The following is a 4,117-nucleotide window of genomic DNA, read 5'->3' on the forward strand; positions in this document are numbered from 1 at the left end:
TGTATATGTAGAGGGTTCGAAAGATGGAATTCAAGTTGAAGTTTCTCTTCAATATAACGAAGGTTATACAAACAATATTTATTCATTTACGAATAATATTCATACGTATGAAGGCGGTACACATGAGGTTGGTTTCAAGACGGCCCTAACGCGTGTAATAAATGATTATGGACGAAAAAATAACATCTTAAAAGATGCTGATAGTAACCTAACAGGTGAAGATGTACGTGAAGGACTAACAGCGATTGTTTCCATCAAACATCCGAATCCACAGTTTGAGGGACAAACGAAAACAAAACTTGGAAATAGTGAAGCGAGAACGATTACAGAGTCTGTTTTCTCAGAAGCGTTCGAAAAGTTTTTACTTGAGAATCCAAATGTTGCTCGTAAGATTGTGGATAAAGGAACAATGGCGGCACGTGCACGTGTAGCAGCGAAGAAGGCACGTGAATTAACGCGTCGAAAGAGTGCGCTGGAAGTATCTAGTTTGCCAGGGAAGCTTGCAGACTGTTCTTCTAAAGATCCTTCGATTAGTGAAATTTACATCGTAGAGGGAGATTCTGCAGGAGGTTCTGCAAAACAAGGACGCGATCGCCACTTTCAAGCGATTTTACCACTTAAGGGTAAAATTATTAACGTTGAAAAGGCACGCTTAGATAAGATTTTATCTAATGATGAAGTACGTACGATTATCACAGCGATTGGTACAAATATCGGTGGGGATTTTGATATTGAAAAAGCCCGCTATCATAAAGTTATTATTATGACCGATGCCGATGTTGATGGTGCGCATATTCGTACTCTATTATTAACGTTCTTCTATCGTTATATGCGTCAAATCATTGAACATGGTTATATATATATTGCACAACCACCATTGTTTAAAGTGCAACAAGGGAAAAAAATTCAATATGCTTATAACGATAAAGAACTTGAAAAGATATTAGCAGAGTTACCAGCTCAGCCAAAACCTGGTATTCAGCGTTACAAAGGTCTTGGGGAAATGAATCCGACTCAATTATGGGAAACGACAATGGATCCAGAAGTACGTTTATTACTTCAAGTTTCTCTGCAAGATGCAATTGAAGCAGATGAAACGTTTGAAATTTTAATGGGTGATAAAGTAGAGCCACGCCGTAATTTTATCCAAGAAAATGCAAAATACGTGAAAAACCTTGATATTTAAGTAAGTAATGACAGGAATCTAAGCATTCCTGTCTTCTACATATAAATCAATGTATATGTAACGGAAATGTAAGAGGAGGTGCTCGTTGATGTCAGACAATCAACAACAAGCACGAATTCGAGAAATTAATATTAGTCATGAAATGCGTACCTCATTTTTAGATTACGCAATGAGTGTTATCGTATCTCGTGCACTACCAGATGTTCGTGATGGGTTAAAACCTGTGCATCGCAGGGTTTTATACGCAATGAATGATTTAGGGATTACTGCTGATAAAGCATATAAAAAATCAGCGCGTATTGTTGGTGAAGTAATTGGTAAGTATCACCCGCATGGTGATTCAGCCGTTTACGAAACAATGGTACGTATGGCACAAGATTTTAGTCAACGTTATATGCTTGTTGATGGACATGGTAACTTCGGTTCTGTTGATGGGGATTCGGCGGCAGCGATGCGTTATACAGAAGCAAGAATGTCTAAAATCTCCATGGAATTAATACGTGATATTACAAAGAATACAATTGACTATCAAGATAACTATGATGGTTCTGAAAGAGAACCAATTGTATTACCAGCACGCTTTCCTAACTTATTAGTAAACGGTACGACAGGTATCGCGGTTGGTATGGCAACAAATATTCCGCCTCATCAACTTGGAGAAGTAATTGATGGCGTGCTAGCATTGAGTCATAATCCTGACATTACTATTGCGGAATTAATGGAATTTATTCCGGGACCAGATTTTCCAACGGCGGGTCTAATCTTAGGGAGAAGTGGAATTCGAAGAGCGTATGAAACAGGTCGCGGTTCTATTATACTTCGTGCTAAAGTTGAAATTGAAGAAAAGGCAAATGGAAAACAAGCAATTATTGTAACAGAGCTGCCTTATCAAGTGAATAAAGCTCGATTAATTGAAAAAATTGCAGAGTTAGTTCGCGATAAAAAAATCGAAGGTATTACAGATTTACGCGATGAGTCAGATCGAAATGGTATGCGTATTGTCATGGAAGTACGCCGTGATGCAAATGCAAACGTACTATTAAATAATTTATATAAACATACGGCGCTTCAAACAAGCTTCGGTATTAATATGTTATCGCTCGTGAATGGGGAGCCACAAGTATTAAACTTAAAACAAACTTTATATTATTATTTAGAGCATCAACAGGTAGTTATTCGTAGGCGTACTGCTTATGAATTAGAGAAAGCGGAAGCTCGGGCTCATATTTTAGAGGGGTTACGAATTGCATTAGATCACCTTGATGAAGTAATTACTTTAATTCGTAGTTCAAAGACTGCTGATATTGCAAAACAAGGATTGATGGAACGTTTCGGTTTAAGTGAAAAACAAGCGCAAGCAATTTTAGATATGCGTCTGCAACGCTTAACAGGACTAGAACGTGAAAAAATTGAACAAGAATATCAAGACCTAATGAAGTTAATTGCTGAATTAAAGGCCATCTTAGCGGATGAAGAAAAGGTTCTTGAAATTATTCGTGAAGAATTAATAGAAGTAAAAGAACGCTTTAATGATAAAAGAAGAACAGAAATTACAATTGGTGGTATGGAATCAATTGAAGACGAGGATTTAATCCCAGAGCAAAATATAGCTATCACACTTACTCATAATGGTTATATCAAAAGGTTACCAGCTTCTACGTACAAAACACAGAACCGTGGGGGACGTGGTGTACAAGGAATGGGTACGAATGATGATGACTTTGTTGAGCATTTATTGACAACGTCTACACATGATCATATTCTATTCTTCACAAACAAAGGTAAAGTATACCGTACAAAAGGATATGAAATTCCAGAGTATAGCCGTACGGCAAAAGGTATACCAATTATTAATTTGTTAGGAGTAGATAAAGGTGAGTGGGTTAACGCTATTATTCCAATCCGTGAATTTGGTGATGATCAATTCTTATTCTTCACAACAAAACAAGGTATTTCTAAGAGAACGCCTCTTTCGTCATTTGCCAATATACGTACGAATGGTTTAATTGCAATTTCCCTTCGTGAAGAGGACGAAGTAATCTCTGTACGCTTAACATCTGGTGATAAGGATATTATTGTTGGAACAAGTAACGGTATGTTAATCCGTTTCAATGAGCAAGATGTTCGTTCAATGGGACGTAATGCGGCAGGTGTAAAAGCTATTACACTAGGTGATGAAGACCAAGTTGTAGGTATGGAAATTGTTGAAGAGGATATGAACGTTTTAATTGTAACCAAAAATGGTTACGGAAAACGTACACCGGTTGATGAATATCGTCTACAAAGTCGCGGTGGTAAAGGTTTAAAAACATGTAATATCACAGATAAAAACGGTAAATTAGTAGCAGTTAAGTCTGTAACTGGCGAAGAAGATATTATGCTAATTACAGCTGCGGGTATTATTATCCGTATGCCAGTTGATCAAATTTCTCAAATGGGTCGTAATACGCAAGGTGTACGATTAATCCGTTTGGAAAATGAACAAGAAGTAGCAACAGTAGCAAAAGCGCAAAAAGATGAAGAAGAAGATGGAAGCGAAGAGGCTTCTGAAGAATAAGAGTGGGGATTTTCCCTCTCTTATTTTTTTTTAGAATAATACTTGCATAGAGATGGGAAAGTCTATATAATAGGCAGAGTCAGCAAATGAGAGATACAAGTTATCGAAAAAACTTGTTGACGAAAATAATATACTGTGTTATATTATAAAAGTCGCTGAAACGCGATGTTGAACTTTGAAAACTAAACGAAACAAACAACGTGAAACGTCAATTTTTATTTTAGGTGCTAGACAAACTAACTTTATTGGAGAGTTTGATCCTGGCTCAGGATGAACGCTGGCGGCGTGCCTAATACATGCAAGTCGAGCGAATGGATTAAGAGCTTGCTCTTATGAAGTTAGCGGCGGACGGGTGAGTAACACGTGGGTAACCT

Annotated in this window: 2 protein-coding genes and 1 rRNA gene; all 3 read left to right on the forward strand. The window is 37.4% G+C overall.

Annotation, left to right across the window (positions count from 1 at the left end; translation table 11 throughout):
* Positions 1–1,186: toprim domain-containing protein (locus AC1DIT_RS27365; RefSeq protein ID WP_476998560.1), on the forward strand; the 1,186-nt coding region annotated here is incomplete at its 5' end.
* Between the two features lie 88 nt (positions 1,187–1,274).
* Entirely contained in the window at positions 1,275–3,743 is a 2,469-nt protein-coding gene (gyrA, locus tag AC1DIT_RS27370) for a DNA gyrase subunit A (protein WP_016112835.1), read from the forward strand.
* 242 nt (positions 3,744–3,985) lie between these two features.
* A 16S ribosomal RNA gene (locus tag AC1DIT_RS27375) occupies positions 3,986–4,117 on the forward strand; the annotation flags it as partial.

Source organism: Bacillus sp. 05T22 (assembly GCF_056396765.1).

Excerpts from the sequence above, each read along its gene's own strand:
- gyrA (WP_016112835.1), top strand. The coding sequence starts at position 1,275 with ATGTCAGACAATCAACAACAAGCACGAATTCGAGAAATTAATATTAGT.